31 protein-coding genes are annotated in these 20,122 nt (G+C 59.8%); 16 read left to right on the top strand and 15 right to left on the bottom strand.

What is annotated here, in order from left to right:
* The 14 genes from C453_RS12585 to C453_RS12530 all read left to right on the top strand — a co-directional run bounded on the left by C453_RS12585 (position 1) and on the right by C453_RS12530 (position 5,582).
* A complete protein-coding gene (locus C453_RS12585; protein WP_008324977.1) occupies positions 1–363 on the top strand; it encodes a hypothetical protein in 363 nt (120 codons plus the stop codon).
* Positions 363–725, top strand: coding sequence for a hypothetical protein (locus tag C453_RS12580; protein WP_008324976.1), 363 nt, complete (start codon positions 363–365; stop codon positions 723–725). The genes C453_RS12585 and C453_RS12580 overlap by 1 nt, the downstream gene beginning before the upstream one ends.
* Entirely contained in the window at positions 725–1,084 is a 360-nt protein-coding gene (locus tag C453_RS12575; RefSeq protein WP_008324975.1) for an ASCH domain-containing protein, read from the top strand. Before C453_RS12580 ends, C453_RS12575 begins: the two co-directional genes overlap by 1 nt.
* Positions 1,081–1,314: a hypothetical protein gene (locus C453_RS12570; protein WP_008324974.1), complete on the top strand. Its 234-nt coding sequence runs from the start codon at positions 1,081–1,083 to the stop codon at positions 1,312–1,314. Before C453_RS12575 ends, C453_RS12570 begins: the two co-directional genes overlap by 4 nt.
* Positions 1,304–1,837: a DUF1643 domain-containing protein gene (locus C453_RS12565; protein WP_008324971.1), complete on the top strand. Its 534-nt coding sequence runs from the start codon at positions 1,304–1,306 to the stop codon at positions 1,835–1,837. Before C453_RS12570 ends, C453_RS12565 begins: the two co-directional genes overlap by 11 nt.
* Positions 1,834–2,541 (top strand): AAA family ATPase, encoded by a 708-nt coding sequence (locus C453_RS12560; RefSeq protein WP_008324969.1) that lies wholly within the window; start codon positions 1,834–1,836, stop codon positions 2,539–2,541. Before C453_RS12565 ends, C453_RS12560 begins: the two co-directional genes overlap by 4 nt.
* On the top strand, positions 2,534–2,692 hold the full coding sequence (locus C453_RS20220; RefSeq protein ID WP_160163403.1) for a hypothetical protein: 159 nt from the start codon (positions 2,534–2,536) through the stop codon (positions 2,690–2,692). Before C453_RS12560 ends, C453_RS20220 begins: the two co-directional genes overlap by 8 nt.
* The gene (locus tag C453_RS12555) at positions 2,685–3,008 is read left to right on the top strand and encodes a hypothetical protein (RefSeq protein WP_008324968.1); all 324 of its coding nucleotides are present in this window, start codon (positions 2,685–2,687) and stop codon (positions 3,006–3,008) included. The genes C453_RS20220 and C453_RS12555 overlap by 8 nt, the downstream gene beginning before the upstream one ends.
* Positions 3,009–3,135: 127 nt before the next feature.
* Complete coding sequence (locus C453_RS12550) at positions 3,136–3,375, top strand: hypothetical protein (protein ID WP_008324967.1); 240 nt, start codon at positions 3,136–3,138, stop codon at positions 3,373–3,375.
* Complete coding sequence (locus tag C453_RS12545; RefSeq protein ID WP_008324966.1) at positions 3,372–3,863, top strand: hypothetical protein; 492 nt, start codon at positions 3,372–3,374, stop codon at positions 3,861–3,863. The genes C453_RS12550 and C453_RS12545 overlap by 4 nt, the downstream gene beginning before the upstream one ends.
* 118 nt (positions 3,864–3,981) lie before the next feature.
* Complete coding sequence (locus C453_RS12540) at positions 3,982–4,224, top strand: hypothetical protein (RefSeq protein ID WP_152418057.1); 243 nt, start codon at positions 3,982–3,984, stop codon at positions 4,222–4,224.
* Positions 4,221–4,361 carry a hypothetical protein gene (locus C453_RS20215; RefSeq protein ID WP_160163402.1) on the top strand — a complete coding sequence of 47 codons (141 nt, stop codon included), beginning with the start codon at positions 4,221–4,223 and terminating at the stop codon, positions 4,359–4,361. Before C453_RS12540 ends, C453_RS20215 begins: the two co-directional genes overlap by 4 nt.
* A 70-nt stretch (positions 4,362–4,431) precedes the next feature.
* Entirely contained in the window at positions 4,432–5,199 is a 768-nt protein-coding gene (locus C453_RS12535; protein WP_008324964.1) for a ParA family protein, read from the top strand.
* Positions 5,196–5,582, top strand: coding sequence for a hypothetical protein (locus C453_RS12530; protein ID WP_008324962.1), 387 nt, complete (start codon positions 5,196–5,198; stop codon positions 5,580–5,582). The genes C453_RS12535 and C453_RS12530 overlap by 4 nt, the downstream gene beginning before the upstream one ends.
* A 173-nt stretch (positions 5,583–5,755) precedes the next feature.
* On the opposite strand, the gene C453_RS20210 is transcribed toward C453_RS12530, so the two are convergent.
* Positions 5,756–5,926, bottom strand: coding sequence for a hypothetical protein (locus tag C453_RS20210; protein ID WP_160163401.1), 171 nt, complete (start codon positions 5,924–5,926; stop codon positions 5,756–5,758).
* Between the two features lie 190 nt (positions 5,927–6,116).
* Here C453_RS20210 and C453_RS12525 point away from each other — a divergent pair, with 190 nt between their 5' ends.
* Entirely contained in the window at positions 6,117–6,800 is a 684-nt protein-coding gene (locus tag C453_RS12525; protein ID WP_008324956.1) for a hypothetical protein, read from the top strand.
* A 418-nt stretch (positions 6,801–7,218) separates the two neighbouring features.
* Here the strand turns inward: C453_RS12525 and C453_RS12520 are convergent, their stop codons facing one another.
* From C453_RS12520 to C453_RS12470, 11 genes are all read right to left on the bottom strand, one after another.
* Positions 7,219–7,488 (bottom strand): hypothetical protein, encoded by a 270-nt coding sequence (locus tag C453_RS12520; RefSeq protein ID WP_008324954.1) that lies wholly within the window; start codon positions 7,486–7,488, stop codon positions 7,219–7,221.
* Positions 7,481–7,732 carry a hypothetical protein gene (locus C453_RS12515; protein ID WP_008324953.1) on the bottom strand — a complete coding sequence of 84 codons (252 nt, stop codon included), beginning with the start codon at positions 7,730–7,732 and terminating at the stop codon, positions 7,481–7,483. Before C453_RS12515 ends, C453_RS12520 begins: the two co-directional genes overlap by 8 nt.
* 280 nt (positions 7,733–8,012) lie before the next feature.
* Positions 8,013–8,438, bottom strand: coding sequence for a hypothetical protein (locus C453_RS12510; RefSeq protein WP_008324952.1), 426 nt, complete (start codon positions 8,436–8,438; stop codon positions 8,013–8,015).
* A gap of 29 nt (positions 8,439–8,467) precedes the next feature.
* A complete protein-coding gene (locus C453_RS12505; protein ID WP_008324951.1) occupies positions 8,468–9,163 on the bottom strand; it encodes a hypothetical protein in 696 nt (231 codons plus the stop codon).
* Positions 9,164–10,999, bottom strand: a complete 1,836-nt coding sequence (locus C453_RS12500; protein WP_008324950.1) for a hypothetical protein — start codon at positions 10,997–10,999, stop codon at positions 9,164–9,166.
* Positions 10,999–11,343 carry a hypothetical protein gene (locus C453_RS12495; RefSeq protein WP_008324949.1) on the bottom strand — a complete coding sequence of 115 codons (345 nt, stop codon included), beginning with the start codon at positions 11,341–11,343 and terminating at the stop codon, positions 10,999–11,001. Before C453_RS12495 ends, C453_RS12500 begins: the two co-directional genes overlap by 1 nt.
* Positions 11,344–11,422: 79 nt before the next feature.
* A complete protein-coding gene (locus C453_RS12490; RefSeq protein ID WP_008324948.1) occupies positions 11,423–12,004 on the bottom strand; it encodes a hypothetical protein in 582 nt (193 codons plus the stop codon).
* Positions 12,005–12,007: 3 nt separating this feature from the next.
* Positions 12,008–12,580, bottom strand: a complete 573-nt coding sequence (locus tag C453_RS12485) for a hypothetical protein (protein ID WP_008324947.1) — start codon at positions 12,578–12,580, stop codon at positions 12,008–12,010.
* A gap of 354 nt (positions 12,581–12,934) precedes the next feature.
* Positions 12,935–15,094: a hypothetical protein gene (locus C453_RS12480; protein ID WP_008324946.1), complete on the bottom strand. Its 2,160-nt coding sequence runs from the start codon at positions 15,092–15,094 to the stop codon at positions 12,935–12,937.
* The gene (locus C453_RS12475) at positions 15,091–16,272 is read right to left on the bottom strand and encodes a hypothetical protein (RefSeq protein ID WP_008324944.1); all 1,182 of its coding nucleotides are present in this window, start codon (positions 16,270–16,272) and stop codon (positions 15,091–15,093) included. The genes C453_RS12480 and C453_RS12475 overlap by 4 nt, the downstream gene beginning before the upstream one ends.
* On the bottom strand, positions 16,272–16,922 hold the full coding sequence (locus C453_RS12470) for a hypothetical protein (protein ID WP_008324943.1): 651 nt from the start codon (positions 16,920–16,922) through the stop codon (positions 16,272–16,274). The genes C453_RS12475 and C453_RS12470 overlap by 1 nt, the downstream gene beginning before the upstream one ends.
* Positions 16,923–16,999: 77 nt before the next feature.
* On the opposite strand from C453_RS12470, the gene C453_RS12465 reads away from it, so the two are divergent.
* Positions 17,000–17,635 (top strand): rhomboid family intramembrane serine protease, encoded by a 636-nt coding sequence (locus C453_RS12465; protein ID WP_008324942.1) that lies wholly within the window; start codon positions 17,000–17,002, stop codon positions 17,633–17,635.
* Here the strand turns inward: C453_RS12465 and C453_RS12460 are convergent, their stop codons facing one another.
* The 3 genes from C453_RS12460 to C453_RS20205 all read right to left on the bottom strand — a co-directional run.
* Complete coding sequence (locus C453_RS12460; protein ID WP_008324941.1) at positions 17,636–18,925, bottom strand: hypothetical protein; 1,290 nt, start codon at positions 18,923–18,925, stop codon at positions 17,636–17,638.
* Between the two features lie 123 nt (positions 18,926–19,048).
* Positions 19,049–19,597, bottom strand: a complete 549-nt coding sequence (locus C453_RS12455; protein ID WP_008324939.1) for a hypothetical protein — start codon at positions 19,595–19,597, stop codon at positions 19,049–19,051.
* A 2-nt stretch (positions 19,598–19,599) separates the two neighbouring features.
* On the bottom strand, positions 19,600–20,122 hold a 523-nt coding region (locus C453_RS20205), incomplete at its 5' end, for a phage tail tube protein (protein WP_008324938.1).

Here is a 20,122-nt window from a genome sequence, read left to right as displayed (position 1 = left end):
ATGCAAGACACGGAATCAGCTATCCAGACACTCGCACTCACCGACGAAGGCCTCGAAACTCCGTCGCACGTCGTTGGAAAAACCGGCGTGGTTGTCGTCGAGAAGCCGCACATGAAGATTGAGTTCACCTACTCTGGCGACGGTGTGCAAGAGTACAGTGAACTCACTGTCTTCCCGACGACGGGAAAGAGCGGAAACGGAGATGTGCCCGAAGGACACATCAAAATTCAGGGGCGGCTCTACAAGATCGAAGACGAAAGAGACGTTGACGAGTGCCCGCACTGTGGCTCAGACAAAGTATCATCTACCGACGACGCATACCGATGCTACACGTGTGACACTGATTTTGAGGTGAGTGAGTGATGGATTCGAACACGAAGATTGAGAGGCTCGTCGAAGGTGCGGCGTGGGCTGTCTGGGTAGGCACCCACCGCGACGGCGAGTGCAAAGCCGTCACTGCCGACACGGAGAAAGACGCCCGTGAGAAGGCTCTCGATAGTTCAGAGTACGACGAAGTCTACCACGTAGACGGTCCTTATCAGAACAGCGAACCGGCACACTTCGAGTTCACGTTCTATACGGAACACCGAGAAACCGTTGTCGTCGAGGCACCGAACGAAGAGTACGCGAAGGAATCGGCAGACTCAGAGCGAACGTACCGTGGAGAACTCATCCAGACGACTCACACGGATGTTCGACGCGTGCCGAAGGAGCGTGACGACTGATGGATTTGAGCACGGGGACTCAGCAAATCCGGAAACTCAATTTCGCTGACAAGCACATCGACGCGATTCTGGGTGGCCGGAAGACGCTCACCTACCGCATCACCGATGATGTGCCGAGGACCGGCGAGCGCGTCCAGCTAATCGACGAGTCAGGTGAACGCTTTGCCTCTGTTCACATCGCCGATACTGGTTACATCACCGTCGAGCAGGCCGCACGAGAAAACATCGACGGCCACCGGACGTACCGAAGCACGGCGGAACTCATCGACGAACTCGAAGGCTACTACCCGGACGAAGAGATCACGCCCGAGACGACGCTCGAAATCATCTACTGGGACTGGGAGGACCTCTGGGAATGAGCACAGGAACTTCACGCCACGATGAACTTCGGGAAGAGTACGGCACTCTCAACCCGGACGGAAAGTTGCTCACCAGTGACGCCCTCGACGAAGAGTTAGACGAGATTCTCGATTCGTCTCGCGCGAAGGTAGCAGAGTCGAAGTGTGCCCACGGTTCGGACCACACGGTGACTGTCGAACTCACGTTCCACGTCGACGACTTCCCAGAGGTGTTCGACGATGCCGAGTGAGCAATGTGCATCCGGTACTCAGCAAACGCTCGCCGGTTCCAACTCTGCTGGTGCCGTCATCAGCGAAGACGGACAGTACCGCTATCGACTCTCGCGGACGTGGGACTCGGGCAAACCAACTCTGGCGTTCGTGATGCTCAACCCGAGTACGGCGGACGCGACGGAAGATGACCCGACGATTCGGCGTTGCATCAACTACGCCCGTGACTGGGGATACGGTTCGCTCGTCGTCGCCAATCTGTTTGGCCTGCGAGCAACGGACCCGTCACAACTCGAAGACCACCCGGACCCAATCGGCCCCGACAACGACGAGCACCTTCGAAACGTCTGCGAGAACGCACAACAGGTTATCGTCGCGTGGGGAGCGAAGGGTTCGCTCCACGGTCGTGCCGAAGAAGTCGCCTCGATGCTCGACGAGCCGGTACTGTGGGCGCTCGACACCACGATGGACGGGCACCCGAACCACCCGCTCTACCAACCGAAAGACGCTATTCCGACGGAATGGGACGGTGATGAACTGTGAGTGAGTCTCGCGATAGATACGAGGCACCCACCAAGAACCTCCGTAAGGGCGTCGTCGTGATCGGACTGCCCGGCGCTGGGAAGTCGACCGCAGGCGAGATGCTCGCTGACGAACTCGACGCTATCGAACTCGAAACAGGTGACATCGTCCGCGAGGGCGCACGTGACCACTTCGACGTCGACTCCACGGACGACCTCTCCTCGGACGCACTCGGCGACTACTCGACGATGCGTCGCGACGTTGACGGCGGGGACTACGTCGCTCAGGACATCATCGACCGCCTCGAGGCCGCCGACGCGGTCCCCGCGAAGCCCGTCGTGGTAATCGGGATGCGCGACACCGAGGCCATCCCAGCGCTCGAACTTTGGTTCGACTCGCTGGCGACGGTGTGGGTCCACGCCCCGTTCGACGAGCGCCTTGACCGACTCCAGGGCCGCGGCCGCCAGGACGAGAGCGACTTCGACGCCGACGACCTCGTCCGTCGCGACGGCCGCGAGTCCATGTGGGGGACGCCCGAGTGGGCGTTCTGGGCCGACGCGAAGCTCCGCAACGAGTGGGGCGTCGACGCGCTTCGCGAGCAGGTTACCAACCTCGCCGTGCGGCTGTCGTTTGCTTCGGGCGATGCGTTCCATGAACGCACGACTCGCAGTGGGCGCATGGAACGGAATGAACGCACGACGTGCATGGAGGGTAGTGATGACTGACCACGAAGATCTCGCACCCGAACTCCCGGCCGACGAAAGTGTCCTCGCCCGCAGGTACTGCGGCGAGTGCGACCGGCACGTCGTGAGCGACCACGACCACGCACACCACTGTTCGCAGTGGCGTGGGAGCCAGGAGGCTGACGATGCCTAACGTCGCGTCCGTCGACGACGTCCCAGTCTGTCCCGGCTGCGGGCTCATGGCCCACATCACGCACGGCGACATCTGCGTCGAGTGCTTCGACCGTCGCGAGCGCTGGCTCGGTGGCGGGGCTGTGAGAGTTGTCGCCCACGACGGCGACGTCCACGAGACACCACTATGCCCGGACTTCGAGGGCGGCGTGTGGTATCTGTGGCGCGACGAAGACGCTCTGTACGGCACGCTTTCCCCGACGACCGACCGGGAGTACTGCGAGGTGTGTCGGTACTCGAAGCTGTCGGCGGCCGAGACCGAGGAGGTGTCGGGATGACGCGGCCAGTCTGTCCAGAGTGCGGAGCGGGCCACGCGGAGCTACTCGTCAGGGCGAGAGAATCGATGAGCGAGTTCGGAGCGCTCCAAATCCTCCGCTGCAGAGAGTGTTCGCACGAGTGGTCTGCATGACTGACTCTGCACAACACGAGGCACGTATCTCGGAGCTCCCAGACGTGGACGACGTCGTTCGTATCGACCGGTCGAACGAGTCGGGGTCGTACGCCGGTGTCGTCGAGGACGTCGCCGCCACGAGTTACGGCGGCCGGATGCTCGTTCGCTGTACTGAGTCATCGTGTTCAAAAGTCCATCCCGGGATGCTGTACTCAGTGAGCTCGACGGCCGACTGGATGGTGGTCGAGTCGTGAGCTACGAACCACCAACAGCATCTGGGGAAGAGTGGCCTCCCAACAACCCATATCAGCGAGATGGCTGGGACTGGCTGTGTGGAGGCGCTGACGACATCGCCGAGCGCATAACCGACCGTCTGGCGGTCCTTCCTGACGGGATTTTCGTCCGGGTGACACCGCCCGAACAGCCAACAGTTGCAGACATAGTCACTCCCGGTACGCTAATCGAAACTGCGTATGGAGATATTCAAAAGGTGTTCGCGGTGCGTGAACGGGAGTACTACGGGATTCCGGCATGGTCATTTGCGTTGGGTGACCCGTCGACGCCTGCCCGAGAGGACGGGATGCCGAAGCGGTACCAGGGACGGAATGTGAAGTACTTGGTCCAGCAGGACGGCGAGATACGGTCGCTGTTCTGGCACAACGACGATGTCGTAGAAATTCACGGCTACGACGAAATCGACGTCGACTACCAGTCGAGCCTGTCGGCGGGGTGGGCGACGTGATTGATCGCTCCGACTGGCGAGAAATCTGCACGGGGTGCGGCTCCGACGCCGACGTCGTCGAACTCCCGGGGAAACTCGTCCTTGAGTGTCCCGAGTGCGGGTGCTGGACGCGGCCAGGGTGGGACGATATGTACCCGCCAGCGAGGGCTGTATGACCGAGCGTCCTGACGGAGCCCTTTCGGGCGTCATGTGGGATCTCAACCAACGCCTCCAGGCCGGACAGAACCACGCGCTTGTTGAGGGCGCGCCCGTCGACGCCATCCCCATCTTCGAGGGCTACGACCGCGCGCTGCACCCGTGGATGCGCGGCTGGCGCCCTGGCGAGATTCGTGAGACACTCCGGGAGCTCTGGTCGCGATGAGCGACTGGGGCCTGCAGATGTCCAACTCGCCCTACTCGCCACACAAATCGCGACTGTGGTACCTCTCCGTGGGTATCTTCATCGGCGTTGCTCTTGGGGCGTGGGTTGTCGGCGTCGTAGTTCTCTTGCAGTTCTGACTCAATCTCTTTCTCAAGCGTCTGACGTGGTTATTTGAACGCATGGAACGTCGTGCGCGGTAGGAATGCCATGACCGTCAGGATAGGAATCACGAACCAGAAGGGCGGTGTCGCGAAGACGACGAACGCGATCAACGTCGCGGGCGCCCTCGCCGACCGCGGCCTCGACGTCCTCGCCGTCGACGCCGACCCTCAGGGATACCTCACGCATCGCCTCGGGTTTGAGGACTACTACACCAGCGAACCACCGACGTTCTACGATGCGTTCGCGAACCCGAACGACCACGACGTTCACGACCTTGTCGTCGCTCACGACGAGTTCGACGTTCTCCCGGGAAGCATCGATATGTTCGCCCTTGAGCAGGACCTCATTGCGAGCGGGATGCGTCCCCGCCAGCGCCTGCAGATGCTGTTCGACGGCGTTGACAACTGGGACGTCATCCTGTTCGATGCCCCGCCCTCGCTCGGCCCGATCAACGACAACGTCGTCCTCGCGACCGAGAACCTCCTCGTCCCCGTCCGTGCCGACGAGTCCTCGAAGCTCGCCGTCCAGCACTTGCTGCGCCAGCTGGACACGCTCGACGAGAACTACGGGACGAACATCGCCATCTCGGGCATCATCGTCTCCGACGTCCACTATCCGCTCGACAACGAACAGAAGCGGATGCTGCAGTGGTACGAGGAGCGCTTCGAGGGGCGAGTTCCGGTGTGGGTTGTTCGCCACCGTGCCGCCATCGAGCGAACCGTGAACGCTCACTGCTCCATCTTCGGACCCGAAGCCGAGGAGACCGACATGGTCGATGTCTACGCCGCGATTGCGGCTGAGGTGGAACCATGAGCGACGACGAGATCAACGACCGACTCTCCCGGCGGTTCGGCGGCGACAGCGCCGACGACCAGGACGACACGACAGAGAATCCAGAGAACGACATGAACGCAGAGAACGCAGTGACGGTTAGGAATCCATGGGACGCAGAGAGCGTCAAGAGCGCATGGAACGGCGTGACTGTCTATCTACCCGACGCGATGAAGGACCGCCTCGACAAGCAGTACGACCGCCTCAACTACGAGTGCGACTTCGAGGTCCTGAAAGACCGGCACCTGAAACCTCTCGTCGTTGAGCACGGTCTCGACGCCGTCGAGGAGATGGAACCCGACGACGTCCAGGAGGCACTCGACGACCTCGAGCGACGCTACTCGATCGAACAGACTGATGCCTAACTCACATCATGTCGAATTTGACAAACACACAATTTCTGATCTCATAGGGGCGGCTACTCATGATTACTCTGGTAATCAGAAGTAGTTTATCTAAATTAGAGTTGGTTAGTGTTTAGAAATTCTCTGGAAAAGTGGACAATTGGGTGTTTGGAAAACTGAGGTTTCTGGCAGCCTTATTCTTCGACTGGTTTTGCGTAGGCAAGGTTCTCGTACGTCACAAAGCCAACAGTTTGTTCAACTTCATTGCGGAGTAAAATCCCTGAGGCAGATTCTTTAATTTCGTCTACGACTATGTTCTCAAAGCCAGCGCCATAGCTTACATGGACCTCAATTTTGTCAGCCATTGCTTATTTCATATCTTCTTGTATATTAGATGTTTTGACGCAATGCACCCCCTGTGAATTTCTGAGGACTTCAACAGAGCCAGCAATTCACACTATCGAACGCCGTGACGCTGGCGGTGGTTAAGTTACAGAGGCAGAACAATCCCCAATGGAGAGATAGATTTACTATTCCTCAGAAAGAGATAGTTGTATGGAGTCTAGCTTAGCAGCCTACATCATGAATATCGCTCCTGGGAAAAAGAGAGCGGAATGGCACCAGAAAGGCGTCCATCGGGTCCTTAGAGACTGGGCTCAGACACGGTCGGAATGGTACGAATTTATTGTCGATGAGTCGCCTGTCGGCGTCGCTGTGGGATACCACACTTATCCCTCCGGATTGGGTGAAAATGGATACGACACGGGGTACTACTTTGCGCCAGACCTCGACCCCCAGTTCATAGAGCGAGATGACAGTGAAGAGTTGTGCACGCACTTTTTCAATGCGTGGATGCAGCAGATTGTTTCCATTATCAAAGAGGAACAAGAGAGCACACTATTCTCGCCAAAAGAATTTGCTACACTAATTGCCTACCGCAACCCATACCAAAGTGAACGGAAAGCAGCAGATGCACTCGAGGTTTCAGTAGGAACTTACCGAGGGAAAGTTGGACGAGTGAAGCAAAAACTTGAGACAGCGAAGGCCACGCTCTCTACCGACTCGGCTATTAATATTGAATCAAAAGATGATTGGTCCGGGTCAGGATACGCAGCTGCTCTCAACGTCATTGACCGAGTGCCCGAAGACCGACTGCCGATTCAATCGGTCCACAGCACATCATCTGACCGAATAAAGCTCGATGACATACCGGTGGATGATTTGATACTTGATGGCTGACATCAAGCACCTCGGTGAGTGGGCTGAGGAAGCCCAGGAGGACGCAGGCACGCAGGCGACGTTGATATTCGTATAGCGAGATACGGTTTGTAGTCGGTCTGGTTGTACTTTTCGACCTATTCGGTGTGCTAGGACCACATCTTCGGGCGTCGAATCAGGGGGTGAGACGGTCGAAAACGGCATTCCAGCGTTGACACTGGTGGCACTCGTCAGGATAGCGGCTTTTATCCTGAAAACTGATAGTGGTTTTAGAGACTCCACTCAAAAGTAGCGGCCGGTGGGTCGGAGTTTGCGAACGCTCGCCTTCCCCGCCAACGTAGAAGACGTCGTCGCAGCGCTAGCCTTAACGAACTGAAAGAGCGGACTCACTACAAGTACACGTGCAACTACGAAAGTACTCTGAGAGGTGGTCCAACGGCTACGCTGCTGTGACAGTCTCTCGGATCACCCCGACTTCGGCAGCGACGAGACAGAGCGCTGCGAGGGCCCGGACTGGGACGAGGTCGACACCGCCAGTCCACGCACCAGCGCCGAATAACACGAGCGCCAACGAGATGGCGACGAGGGCCAAGAGCTTCCACCCACTCACGTCGGGTTCGTAGAAGTGCTCGAGGACGGGGTAGGCGAGAAAGCCCGCTGCGCCGGCGAAGAGCATGACGTAGTTGACGAGGGTGAGGACGTCAGTCATCACTGTCCTCCTGGTCGGCGGCGTGCCATCCCGAGAGTGCGCCGCTCGCTGCGGCGGCGAGCTGTCCCCACCGTGCGCGGGCAATCTCGACGCCGAACAGCGCCGAAAGAACTGACGCGAAGACGGTGATGTGGTTGCCTGTGAGCTGTGCTGTCGTCGGGAAGAGGACGTCGGCGAGCAACGCGACGGCGAACGCCGCCGCGAAGATCAGCCCCGCTAACGCCCGTGCTTTTTGGAGTCGCATTCATGGGTGTGAGGGATTTCGGTTGCCGCGACGGCCCCTCTCGCGTCACGGGTGCCCGGTATTGTTGGTCGTGCTCGCTCGTCGACGGCGTCGGCGCTCGTCGAGCGGAGGTCATCACGAGAGTAGGGGTTGAGTGGGAGCGTAACGGGTGGTTATGTCCGCGTCATGGTTTGGTCGGACCATGGACGAATTGGTAGCACTCGAAATAGCCGCTAGAGTTCTTCAGACTGTGGTATCGCTGTATCAAGAGCTCCGGAAGCGGAGGACTGACAAATAGGCCTCAGAACTCACTGACGACGTGCCGACTCGGGTCCCAACTCGAGGGCACGAACGCCTCGCCATCGTCGTTGACCGGCTGTTCGTCAGGATGCGCCTCGTACCACGCCTGGACTTCGGCGGACGTCACCCCGCCAGTCGGCGAGCGGTAGTGGCGAACGGTCGCGTCTTTCGGGAGGTCGTGCGACGTGAGGGCGTCGAAGAGTGCTGTTGCCTCGGCGCTCCCGTCGTAGGTCGTGCCGTCGGCCTCCACCGTGTCGCTCACGAACGACACACGGGCCGTGAGGCGCTCCTCGCCGTCGGAGAGTGTTGGGTCGTCATCGGGCGTGAGACGGGGCGGGCCGTCGTATTCTGGGCCGATATACGGCGCGTCGCCGTCCGGGAGGTCAGACGCGATAGCGTCCAGCGTGTCCGGGGGACCAGTGACCATGCAACGGACGACGTGGCGGGCACAGAGAGTCACAGGTAGCTCACCCCCCGGGCAGCCATGTCTTTCATCCGCTTAATCCGGCGTGCCGTCGGTTTAGAGTGGCTGACAACGACCGCCGCTATTGTCGCCGGGATTGCTTTAGATAGCCCGAGCGCATCCCCCACAGATAACTCATCATTTAGGTCCCAGAAGTCTGTGAGTGTCGTTTGTTGAGATAGCTCTACCTCGCCGTCTACCCAAATCGAAACTACTCCGGTGTCGGTGTCTATGGCTAGAGTTGTCCAGAACCACCTATCATAGCCCGGAGAGAGGACGTAGTAGTATTCGCCAGAAGACCCGTCTCCGAAGCCATGTCGGACGTTCTCACCCTTGACTCCCAAGAACCAGCCTTTGCTCGGCCCCTCACCACTCCCCGGTTCGCGGCCATTCGAGACAATCGTGCCGTAGTCGTTTGGGTCCTCGGTCGGTTTCTGGTACCGAAGGAACGCAGACACGAGTAAGTGGTCGCCGCCGTTTGGAGGGGCCGCTCGACCATAGTCGTCGGCCCCGTCAAACAATGCACTACTCCCGAGTGGCGACGGTTGGCGAACACCAACGCCACCATTGAGTGAGAGGTTCCGCCCATGTCCGCTCCGGTCACGGTACGCGCCACGACCGCCGTCGTAATCTTCGTTTTCAAACAGGTAGATTGCCTCCAAACCGCCCTGATTATTGCTTTGTGACATTCACATCACCTCCACCGTAATAAGCTCGCACTCAAGCGTTTCTCCCGTAGAGGCTGAGCTATCGACTAATTGAATCACTGGGTGCATCGGTTTGTCTGGTAGCTCCTTTGATAGTTCTTCTGCGAGTTCTCCATCGACTAACCCGCGCCCCACAGACTGATTTGCGTCGTACTCAAACGAGATGTCGTGAGGAGTAGACCAATCGACAATCATCCCTCCGGCTGTTTTTGTACCGTCGTTTAGTTGGAGTTCTTCGTATTTTCCGCCGCTTCCGTCCGGTCGTCGGTTATAAATGAGGGCATTTCCCGAGTCGTGGACGGTTGACGTTGTTGGGTCAATATCGGACAACCCAATCGAAATTTGGTTTTTGAGGTCGTTGCTGCTGTATATGACGTTGTGGAACGTGAGGCGGAAGCTCCCGACCGACGCCGGGGAGATTATCGGCTTGAAGAACGCGCCAAGATTTCCTGCGTCGGAACCGTCGTGTGCAATTTGCAACCGGCGAGGGTACCCCGTGAGTGCGAACGATGCGCTCGTAACATCCGCACCCGTGACTAACTCCGGCACGTCCGAGAGGCTCTCGTATTGCCACAAGAGGCGGTTGTTAATCCTGTCTGCGAGAGGTCGCCGAAGGCCGTAAAACCCTCCCTCACCGTCCGCCTGCGCTTCGAGGCGACGTTGTCCGTAGCCTCCGTCCCACTCGACTAACGAAACGTCGGCACCCGACAAGAGCGCGTTGTCCGTTCGCAGGTGGCCGTGTACGGTCGTGTCCGAGACGACCGCCTCATGCGGACCCGCGTCGAGCGCACCCTGTGGGCGGACCACGTCGCCGCCGAGTTCCACCACTCCCGCCGAAGCCTCGTTCACGTGGTCGCTCACGTGTCGGTTGGTGATAACCGGGGATTCGACGTAGATAGTGGAGGGGTTGTCTCTGTTGAACCCGCCGATTGCGAACAGGCCGTCCATGGTCGAAAAATCGGCCATTTCGCGGTACGCGAGTTCGGTGCCGTCTGAATTGACCAATAACCGAATGTTGACCTGCCCAGTGTCTAACCACTCAAACCGTGCGACCAACCACTCATTTAAGTGTGAACTGATATCCGCCTGTGTCGTGTAAGTCGTGTTTCCGTCCTCCGCGAAGCCGTCGATAACGTCGCTCTTCGCGTCAAACTGGATTCTCCCTTTGACTTCACTACCCTGCCGACCGATGTCGATTTCGAGGATGTCGGACGTGTCGGTGAAGTAAAACGGCACCTCCACCACGTCACGCATTTGAGGCACCGCGTTGAGGTCCGTGCCGACGATTCGGCGGGCTCCGCTGGCAACATCCATTTTGAGCGCGTTGCCGCTAAGAGCGACACTATCCTGTGTAGTGAAATCTGATTCACCGCCAAACAGGCGGTAGAACTCGTCTTCTACCGGGTCCGACCAATCCGTGACGGTTAATTGCTCCACGCTTGCGGGCACGTCTCTCCCATTCGGTCCAACGTTCGTGATTTCAAAACCGCCCCAGTCTTTGTCCGTATCGATGTTGAGTCCAGACAGATCACCGGCCGACACCCCACCGGACTGGTCGAGCAGCTCGTAGCTGTCGCTCGACGAGTCGTAGCGGTAGAATCCCGCCGTATCGGACCCGCTCGGCGGGACCTCGATGATACCCGACTGCCGGGGGGCGTTCGCGGTCGCGTCGTACTGTGGGATCTTGATTGACTCGGAGGCGATGAGGTCGGTCAGCGTCGCCGTTTCGGCAGTCACCTCACCAGCCTCGAGCGTCGGTCCCGTCAGGACGCCGTTTGCCTTCTCTTTCCACTCTCGAAGGAATCTGAAAATTCCCATTAGTGTGCCTCCTGGATAGTCACGTCTGCTGTTTCGCCCGCTCCCGCGGGGTCCGTCACGCGCACTCGAAGCCACGCGTCACCCACGTAGAACGTGTCACGGATGTCTTGTGGGTCGTCGACGTCGGCTTGGTCGTAGACTATCTCGTCTTCGAACCACCCGGTTGTGGGGGTGGTGCGGCTGCCAACATCGTGGTGGACGTCGACGGCGTAGCTGGCGTCGGCGGTCGCCTCGATGTTGAGCGAGACAAGTGCGTCTCCCGGCGTGTTGGTCGCCAACAGGACCGCGTCGGCGGTCTCAATTGGCTCATCGGTGCGTCTGGCTGTCGATTGCTTTCGTGGCATGGAAAAGTCTCCTGCAGGATGTCCCGCGGTCGTCCCCTCACCCACCCGCCGCGGCGCAGCTGGGTTCATCGGAGATGGCTCAGTTCGTGCTCGTATCGCCGTCGAAGTAGACGACGTCGCCCGTGTCTTCGAGCCGATAAAGACCGGGTTCGCCGTCGGCGAGCGCCGTCTCGTCGGCGACCGAGGTGACACCCTGGTTGTCGATGGGGTTGCCCCGCATGTCGAGCTTCCGCGTCGCCTCGAGGTTCTCGAATGTTCCGTCTGGGTTACGGTTGGTCTCGGTGGCTGTGCCAGCGCTGGCGTCAACTGTCCCGAGCTTGAGATTTGGGAGCGACGGCGGTGTGTCGTCGGCGTCGACGTGGACGCTCACCTGGTTGTTTTTCGACGTCGTCGTGTGGTCGACGTCGATGGCGAGGTAGATGTGGTTCACCCCACCGGAGTCAACGAGTGTTACCGTCCGCGAGTCAGGGTAGACGTGGTACCCACGAATCCCGTCGAGAATGGTCGCATAGCCAGCGGTGAGGGTCGCCGTTCCGTCACCGTTATCTGACAGCGACAGTCCACGGACGACGTAATCCATGATGTTCGGCCGCCCCCACACCCGGCCGAAGTTGTCCTCGGTGGCGTCATCGCCCTGCTCGTAGAAGATTTCGTCAGCCATGGGTCAGAAAATGATGAGTGCGTTCTCGAGTCGGTACTTGCCTTCGCCGATGGCGACGAATGTGTCTTCGTACGGGTCGTAGAACCGGACGCCACCTGCTGCGGTGACGATTACGTTGTAGGCATGGTTCCCCGACCAGTCAAGGACGATACCCACTGTGTTCGTGCCGGCGAGGAACGCCGTGAAGACCGCGAAGGCCTGTGCGTATTGTTCGCAGTCGAACCTTTCTGGGCGGTAGGGGAGCCACGACACGCCGCCGGCGAGCGTGCGCAACAGCGGGACGTCGGCCGCCACTGGTGCGAGGTACGTCCCGTCCGAGAACACTGTCTCGATGGTCGTCGACTCCTCGTAGCGCGGAATGGCTTCGGCGAGCGCCGCGTCGACGTCGTCACGGTCGACCTCTGCCGTTGCGGGCGACGGAAAGACGCCCTGTTCGTCGAAGAGTTCACGAAGTTCGGTTTCGACGTCGACTGCGAGGTCATGGGCACGGCCCTTCCGACCGGCAAGGAACGCGCCGAGTGCGGTCATCGCGAGGGCGATGATCGATGCAACTGCTGGTGGAACTGTGTCAAACATGAGTCTGTGAGTACTGGAAACCGCGGTGTTACGTCCGGCAGGCGCTCGCCCCAAGTGGGGTCATCGCGCGAAAACTGGTGATGAGAAATTGAGAGTGGTTGCTCAGTTACGTGAAGCCAGCCACGCAGTCAATCCAGCCGCAAATATGGCGACTGGCAGCGCAACCCGTCCGACAACTGTGACCTCTGGCTGTCCGAACGGCGGAAGCCAGTCAATCTCGACTTGCGAACGAGCAGGTCGTGTGTTCATGTCATCACCTCCTTACAGTTGATGAGAACGTACATTCACTTATATTGGCATTAAGGGGTGGGGGACTACACCCATATTTATATATGATGAGAAAATTCTCCTGCATCAGACCTTGTTGGCGGTGGATTCGAGTCGGCTTTGCAGTCGGGAAACAACATCCTCAACCCGGTCGCGACTCCCCAACTGCAACATGACTTGACCGTCTTTGTCTTTGAGTGACCAGATCTCCATCGCCGGTGCTGGGAGGTCAGCGAGCGAGACTGCGTCGATGAGCGACCACCCAGCAGGCCGCTTATCGATAGTTACTGTCGCAGTCGTGATTGGCTCGTGAGTCTGCTGAACGAGCACGTACGCCGCCTGTGCCGCTGACTGGTCAGTGGTTGCGTTGGGTATCGTCCTTGTCGTCGCGAGCGTCTCGTCTCCGGACCACGACGGAAGCGAGTACTCACCGCGAACCCGCGCCTGATAGTCGACGAGAAGCGTCTCGCCGTCGGCAATCGCACCGCCGGAGAGTGCGGTCACCTTGCCGGCGAGAGCGTTGTACTCGTAGTCAACGCCGAGCGTGTACTCTGTGCCATCGGACTTCGAACGGATCGAGACCTGGCCGGGTTGGTTGTACTGGTTGTCGAGAGCGGCCGGAGTCCCCAGATCAGCAGTAATCTCCTCGTCGCGCACTGCTCTTGATGTGCCGTAGACGACGGCCTTTTCGTTGACGCTCGAGGAGTCAATAGCAACTTCGAAGTCGATGATGGACGGGTCTCCAGAAGCGGTTCGTTGGCCTGGCTGAGTCCACTCAAACGCGAGCCCGCCGATAGAGTCGTCCCAGACGAGCTCCCAGATTGCGTTGGCATCATCCGCAACTGTGTTGACGACGTCGACGATTTCGCCGTCGAACGCCTGGTTCGAGACCAACGGTGTCGTGTCGAGGTCCGCAAACAAATCGAGCACGTCGAGCGACTGGCCACTGACGCCCGATGTGGGCGTCGAACCGCTTTGCGAGCCGTATCTCGACAAACGAACCCGGGCTGTGAGGCCGTTACCCAAACTCGCGAAGTCCGTCTCGAACGTCGATGTGTTCGAAGCTGTTGACCACGTCGACCCATCGTCAACCGAGAGCGCGAGTTGCTGATTTCCACTTGTGTCGTCCATCGTGACTTCGATACGTCCACCGGAGACAGACTGGACAGCCGGAATCTCGCCGAAGATGACGTCCCACTGGTCGGGCTTGCGCTCTGGTCCGCTCAGATAGCCATTCGCGTCGACGCTGTTGTCCCAAGTGTACGAGAAGCGATTATCGTAGACCACTGGTACGTCGAAATTGATGCGGTCGTCAGCGTCGCCGACTGTGCCGTCTGTGACTTCGATCGTGAGCGTATACTCGCTCCCAGCTTGGAGGTCTGGGCCGTTGTACTCGTTATCTGTCGAAAAATCGTTCCACTCTATCCCCGTCGTCGACGTCAGGAACTGACCATTGAAGAGGACACTTCCGTTCAGTCGAATCTCGAATTCCGGAGGCTCGACTGTTCCTGTACCGTCGCCGTCGCGGAAGTCCGCACGGATATTGACTGCGACCGCGCTCGCTGGGACATCGTATTCGGGCGTAAACGACCACGTGCCTTTGTCACCCGCTGATGAGATGCCAGAGTCTATCCCAGTCGCTTTTCCGCCAGAATAGCTGGCATCGCTGAATTCGCCGGTGATAATCGAATCCTCTCCCTCAAACACCCAGCACGAGTCCAGCAACCGGATTTCGCTACCCGACGCCTCGATGGGGTCAGTTGGTGCAATGGCCTCCTGAAGTGCGTCCGTGAGTTCCGTCGACGTATCGGCTGACAGCAGCGGTGAATTAACAATCGTCGTGTTGATCGGCGTGTCGACGTGCGTCGCAAGCGATGTCTCCGAGCTCACGAGGTTCCCGACGAACGTGTGGGACTCCTGCTCGACGACGTTGCGCTCGATACGTTTGGTGAGCTCGTCGCCCCCACGGGCGGTGAGGACCGTCGAGTCATCGCGGTGTGTCCGGTCGATGAGTGTCTCGACAGGGACGCGCGTGCCGTCCTGCCACACCCGGATAGTCGCGCGGTCGAAGGCGTCGTCGAGCCACTTGTCGTCGCGATCGACCGGTAACTCGACCTTTGGAAGCCCCTTGAGTTTCGGCCGTGGTGTTGCCCCATCGTCGACCTGTGGCGAGAGGACGTTTCCATCGGGATGCACGATTTCGACGTACCATCCCGAGGAAGGAACGCGGCCTGCAGCGGCACTCATCGGCGCACATCCCTCCGTTTGCGGAGCCCGAGTGACTCCATCGCCGTCTTATCGCTCGTCAACGCGATGGGCGATAGCAAGTCCTTGAGACCGGTCGACGGCGCCGTCTCGTTGGCCGGCGTCGCGAACAGCGCGTCCGTCGAACCTCTCGACAGGCGCATATCGAGTGCCTGGTAACTCCCGGAGTCCTCAAAGAGGAGCTGCGCCTCGACGGCGACTGGGCCGACGTGGGTGAGGTCGACGTCGACGAGCGTCCAGGACGATGAGCCCAGCGAGACCGGGTTCCATGCCTCGTTGGTGTCGTCCCACTCCTCGGCGGCGATTGTCTGGTTGATGTCGTCGAGCGTGAGACGAAGGAGGCCGTTCTCGATGACGATGTCACCCACGAACTCGTGGTTCTCGACGAATACGCGCTGCCACTGGACGACCCGCTGCTGCTGGCCGATGGTCGCGCTCCCGATCGTGAAATCGACGCCGATGGTATTGCCCGTCCCCTCTGCAGAGACCTTCGTCGTGCCTCGCGAGTCCCACACCCGGACGTCCGTCTTTCCGACCTCGTCGAACGGCAGGTCGTAGATGAGTTCCGACTGCGTGGTCGGCGCGGCCGTGGCGTCGAAGACGTCCACCGGGTCGAACTGTGTCTGTCGAGTCGCCGTCGAATCCGCCGTGGTGACCACGTTGGATGCAGGGTCGAACCACCGGACGAGTGAAGCGGCCGACGGGACGGCTACCTCGGCCGCTGTGCCAGTCCCGAAGTCGTTGTCAACGTCTTGAGTGTTGAGTGCAGCCGAACGGAAGTGCGACCGTCGCGTTCCGGCGTTCTCGAGAACACTGTCGACGCGATGGATCGACCCCGACGACTGTGCGTCAAGTGGCTTCGTCGAGCCCGATTTCATGACGTAGTAACCGTCGAAGTCAGTCTGTTCACCGACGCCGAAGAACGGAACGTACTGGTAATCGGAGTTCAGCAACTCCTCGAACTGCGACGCGACACGGTCTGCACCGTCGCCGGCGACGAGGAACTCGAATCGTATCTGACCCGGGTCGAGCGATACCGGTTTGGAGACTGAGACACCGCCCGAGAGTGCCGACTGGGCGGCCGTGTTTCGCCGCGACTCACTGCCCAGCGCGAGTGTCACCTCATCGCGAGTGGCCAAAGTGTAGAGCTTCCGTCGCATCAGAACTCCTCCTGGATGACGCTATCGAGTGCTCGTTCGAACGACCCCGCCAGAACGCACGTGAACTGCACTTCAACGGTCGAGGGTGTGTCCTCCGATTCGGTGATTCGAGGACCCTCTGGGAGATAGACGCGTCGCGGCTCTTCGTACAGCCCCGGCTCGCTATCTACTGTGTACGTGCCGTCGTGGTGATGACCGATATGAAGGCGTGCGGGGTTGAGCGAGTCGGTGGTCGCCTCGGTCGCGAACTTCGAAAATACATCTCCCTGGTCTTTCGGTCCCGCACCGGTCGCGTCGAACTTTGTCAGCTCTGACTGCGACCCCGTGGTGCCCATCTGCAAGTGTCCCCGGTCGCCGAATGGCGTCTCTGAGAGTGTGCAGGTGATCTCGTACGAGCGCGTCCCTCCGCCGGCGTCGACGACGAACGCTCGTCGGTTTTTCCCGGTCCCATCGAGCGCATCTGTGTCGAATTCCTCATCGAGCTTGCCGACGAGTCTGGCCCCAATCTCGCCAGTTGGGCCGATGATGAATTCGCGGATGATTCCGCTGACACAGCCGTAGTCTTTGGCGAGTTCGAATACTCCTGTGCGCTCTTGTCCACCGAGGTTTGCGTCGATTTCGAGGACGCAGCCGGTGAGTCGTGTGGTCATGATTGTGGTTGGGTACTGAAAAATCGTAGTCGGTTGCGGGGCTACGCTTATTTCGTCGGAGGAGACAGTTTCAGAATATGTCAGGAGAGTGGAGCGGGTTTGAGGAGTCTCATCCGGGGGCGGACGAGACGCTCGTCGGTGCAGTACTGAGGAATCCGGTCGTACAGACGCTCGCCGTAATGGTCGTCGTCTCGGTCGCGACGTGGGCCTCTACGCCATTCGGACTCAGACGAGAGTTCTTCGTCCTAAGTGCGCCGTTGGCTGACAACCCATGGACGCTCGTGACGAGTATCTACGCCCATGCAGGCCTAGGGCACTTAGCAAGCAATGCAGTGATGGTGTTGATATTTGGTAGTATCGTCGCTCTGGCGTCTACACCCCTCAGATTTCACCTATTTTTTCTGGTGACAGGCGTCGTTGCTGGGTCCGTGCAGATCGTTTCGATGTCCTTCCGCGGGTACGTGATCGCAGGGACACTTGGGTCAAGTGGTGCAACCTTCGGATTAATGGGGTACGTGCTAGCCTCTAACCTCTTCTCGAAGTACGTATTGGACCGCCTTGGGCTGCCGATGTGGTTGGGTATACTCGCATTATTAGGAGCTTCAGCACTTCTAACTTCGAGTTACAGTGCCCCCGGTAGTGCTTTATACACTCACTTCACGGGTGCCCTTCTCGGCCTCATCGCCGGGCGGTTGAGGTTGCTGCATAAGTGACTACAGCGAGAGCTTCCGCCGGAGCTCGTTAATCGCGTCATCGACTTGCTTCTGGCTTCTCCGTTCCATTTTGCGCTGGAGTTTGTCAATCGAGGATGCTTCGACGGTGATATCCCCTTGCTCAATCGTCACGTCAACGGTCGTCTCTTTGTTGACCGTTTCTGGTTCCGACGATGCTGTCGATGGCGACGAACTGTTCCGTGGGACGTTTCGGACACGCGCGCCATCGTAGGAGATGCCATTATCGCCGCCGATGTTGTACCGGCCGAGGTCGAGTTCGCCGTCACTGTTGACAGACGGCCCGGTGAAGTTGATTCCAGCACCTTCTGGGCCTGCCCTAAGCGTCCCGGTGTCGACGGCGACCATCTCTCCATCTTGGGACGGATCGGTCGTCGACGATGTATCGCCGGGTGTCGTTGAGACGCTAACCGATACGCTAATCGGCTCGATTTCTTCGACCTGAAGTGGGTCGACCTCCTCGACGGAAAGTGGCGACGGGTCATCCACCGAGATTGGAATCCAGTCCGGCTTGGGAATTTGCAACTCGTTATCGTCGAAGAGGTTGGAAATCGGGTCGAGGAGTGGATCAGGGTTTATCCCGCGGTCATGCGGTGCAGGTTCATTCCCAGGCGGCTCTTCAACCGATATTTTCCACCCTGGCTTTTCAACCTCGACTCCCCACTGTGGTTGGTCGACGCCGACGTCGCCGGGAGTCTCGACCTGCAGCGGCGTCCACTCGGGCTCTTCGACCGACACGCTAGACGCATCACCCGTCGGGAGCAAGTCGCTGACAGCTCGCCCGAGGACCTCCCCGGCAGCCGTCCCTAACACGTCGCCGAGGGTGTCCGGCAGCTCGCCCGCCAGCTCACCGACGACCTCGCCAGCAGCACCTGCGCCGCCCTCGAGGAAGAGATCGGCGATACCGCCACCGAGGATACCACCTCCTTCGAGGCCGTCGACGTCATGGGCGATATCGTCGAGCGTCTCCCAGATGGCCTTCTGGACTTCGAGCTGGCTGGACTGTAACTGACGACCGAGCGCAGCCTCTTTCGACCGGCGCTCGCCGTGGCGTTGGACCTCGTCGGCAAGCATCGACAGAGTCGCGTCACCGCCACCAGCAGACGCCGTACCGCCATCCATCCGAACGCTGGGCGACATTGCACCCGGCCGGACTGCGACCTCAACGTCGCCGATACCATCTTGGATGACCTCACGAGTGTGGCGGAGTGACTGCCGGTCGACCTCGACGGCGAGGGTCGCACCCGCTCCGAACTCCTGGTCTTCAGCCATTTAGCAGCCCTCCGGTTGCGTTGCTCACGATCTCCATCAGTTCGAGGTCGCGCATCGAGTACTCGCGGGCTTGCTCCGGGGAGTGGCCGTGAACCATCGCGAGGCCGATACGATAGTCAGCAATCAGTTGTTCGTCGACGTCTGGGACCGCGTCGCCGTGGGCGAGTGCTTGGAGGCGGTCCCGCCGCTGTTTCCCACTGTTGAGAGGTCGTCGACGCGGCCGTACGCCCACTTGATGTACGCCGCCGGGAGGTCACCAACCGTGGCGACGCGGTCGCCGTAGGGGGCTGTTTCGTCGTGGAACGGTGCGTCCTCGGTCCCCAAAGCGACCATGTGGATGCGCCGGACAGCAGGAATCGGGTCGGTGACCTCTTTGGAGACGCGGGCGAGCTCGCCGCCGGTCAGCCCGGCAAGTTCGACGCTGTCGACCTGATGGTCCCACGAGACAACCCCGCCCTCGTCGGCCGAGAGGTGTGCCTCGTCGCGCGCCCAGCGAGCGCCTCGCTGCTGGGCTTCGAGCCAAGTGATTTGTCCCCGGACCGTCTTGATGGCCTGGTCCGTGTCTCCGTCAGCCTCGTCGAGGTCGTCAAGCCGGGCTTGGAGGTCGGCAATTTCGTCTGCGATGCGGTCGATCTCGTCGGTGAAGTTGTAGCGTTTGGTTCGAAGCGGCATGATTAGGCCACCGTCACGTCGTTGATGTTGTACGTCACCGGGTCAGTCAGGTCCGTGTCCGCTGCGATGAGGTCCTGCCAGTTGTACCCCTGCGGCTTCAGACCGGTCAGATTGTACGTGTCGGTCGTCCCCGAGCCGTTCGTGGTCGTGACCGTCCCGTTGACTGCGTCGAGACGGTCGGCGGGTGTCGTCGCTCCAGTCGACCCGTACGCCCGCTCGATTTCTTCGGGGCCACTGTAGATGCCTGTCGTCGAGAGCGTCGGAGTGACGTCACCGATGACGGCGTCGACGGGATGGCGACCGTTCCCACGATGGAAGCGAGCGTTCGGCGACAACTGCAGCGTCGCGTTCTGGAGCTTCGTGACTGTCGCCCCGTCGACGCTGACATCGAAGCCATGGAAGGCGACAACGTCGCTGTCAGTGGGCTTCTGGACGTTCGACGGCGTTATGCTCGTCGAGAGGTCCGGTTCGTCGCCGTAGATCATCGTCAGATCGAGGGTGACGGCTCCGCCCTGCTGGTAGGTG

Source organism: Haloferax elongans ATCC BAA-1513, from assembly GCF_000336755.1.
GTDB classification, from domain to species: Archaea; Halobacteriota; Halobacteria; order Halobacteriales; family Haloferacaceae; genus Haloferax; species Haloferax elongans.
Note: the sequence above shows the minus strand (reverse complement) of the source record. Positions and strands in the feature narration are given on the sequence as shown.